This is a genomic window from Microbacterium sp. NPDC077184, assembly GCF_040687055.1.
Classification (GTDB): domain Bacteria; phylum Actinomycetota; class Actinomycetes; order Actinomycetales; family Microbacteriaceae; genus Microbacterium.
On record NZ_JBFBMM010000013.1, the window covers coordinates 1 to 1,934 of the forward strand.

A 1,934-nucleotide genomic window follows, 5' to 3' on the forward strand; every position below is an offset into this window, starting at 1 on the left:
GCATCCGATCCTTGAGAACTCAACAGCGTGCACTTGTCAAATGCCAAATTTTCCTCGTCGGTCTTCGGACTGGTGAGAATTCCTTTGGATCAAAGTCCAATCTCTTTTTGGAGGGGTTGGCATCTGGATAGTCAGTTTTGACTTCCTGTTTGGTCAGATTGAACTCGCTGACTCGGCCTTATTCCGGTTGGGTTGGTTTTTTTCTTTTACGGAGAGTTTGATCCTGGCTCAGGATGAACGCTGGCGGCGTGCTTAACACATGCAAGTCGAACGGTGAAGCCAAGCTTGCTTGGTGGATCAGTGGCGAACGGGTGAGTAACACGTGAGCAACCTGCCCTGAACTCTGGGATAAGCGCTGGAAACGGCGTCTAATACTGGATATGAGCTGCGGAGGCATCTTCGTGGTTGGAAAGATTTTTCGGTTTGGGATGGGCTCGCGGCCTATCAGCTTGTTGGTGAGGTAATGGCTCACCAAGGCGTCGACGGGTAGCCGGCCTGAGAGGGTGACCGGCCACACTGGGACTGAGACACGGCCCAGACTCCTACGGGAGGCAGCAGTGGGGAATATTGCACAATGGGCGGAAGCCTGATGCAGCAACGCCGCGTGAGGGATGACGGCCTTCGGGTTGTAAACCTCTTTTAGCAGGGAAGAAGCGAAAGTGACGGTACCTGCAGAAAAAGCGCCGGCTAACTACGTGCCAGCAGCCGCGGTAATACGTAGGGCGCAAGCGTTATCCGGAATTATTGGGCGTAAAGAGCTCGTAGGCGGTTTGTCGCGTCTGCTGTGAAAACCCGAGGCTCAACCTCGGGCCTGCAGTGGGTACGGGCAGACTAGAGTGCGGTAGGGGAGATTGGAATTCCTGGTGTAGCGGTGGAATGCGCAGATATCAGGAGGAACACCGATGGCGAAGGCAGATCTCTGGGCCGTAACTGACGCTGAGGAGCGAAAGGGTGGGGAGCAAACAGGCTTAGATACCCTGGTAGTCCACCCCGTAAACGTTGGGAACTAGTTGTGGGGTCCATTCCACGGATTCCGTGACGCAGCTAACGCATTAAGTTCCCCGCCTGGGGAGTACGGCCGCAAGGCTAAAACTCAAAGGAATTGACGGGGACCCGCACAAGCGGCGGAGCATGCGGATTAATTCGATGCAACGCGAAGAACCTTACCAAGGCTTGACATACACGAGAACGCTGCAGAAATGTAGAACTCTTTGGACACTCGTGAACAGGTGGTGCATGGTTGTCGTCAGCTCGTGTCGTGAGATGTTGGGTTAAGTCCCGCAACGAGCGCAACCCTCGTTCTATGTTGCCAGCACGTAATGGTGGGAACTCATGGGATACTGCCGGGGTCAACTCGGAGGAAGGTGGGGATGACGTCAAATCATCATGCCCCTTATGTCTTGGGCTTCACGCATGCTACAATGGCCGGTACAAAGGGCTGCAATACCGCGAGGTGGAGCGAATCCCAAAAAGCCGGTCCCAGTTCGGATTGAGGTCTGCAACTCGACCTCATGAAGTCGGAGTCGCTAGTAATCGCAGATCAGCAACGCTGCGGTGAATACGTTCCCGGGTCTTGTACACACCGCCCGTCAAGTCATGAAAGTCGGTAACACCTGAAGCCGGTGGCCCAACCCTTGTGGAGGGAGCCGTCGAAGGTGGGATCGGTAATTAGGACTAAGTCGTAACAAGGTAGCCGTACCGGAAGGTGCGGCTGGATCACCTCCTTTCTAAGGAGCTTCTGGCACTTTCGGGTGTCCAGGCGCCAGATCAGGACCGAATGTGTTCTGCTGGTTAGCTCATGGGTGGAACATTTGACTTGGTGTCGAGGATTGATTCTCTGGTTAGTACGGCTTTCGGGCTGGGAACGCTGGGGGGGATTGGTTCGGCGCATGCACGCTGTTGGGTCCTGAGGGACCGGGTGAGAGCCTGATTTC

General features: G+C 55.1%; 1 rRNA gene. It reads left to right on the forward strand.

Going from position 1 to position 1,934, the window contains the following annotated elements:
• Positions 1-205: 205 nt before the first annotated feature.
• A 16S ribosomal RNA gene (locus AB0O93_RS16100) occupies positions 206-1,727 on the forward strand.
• Positions 1,728-1,934: the final 207 nt, after the last annotated feature.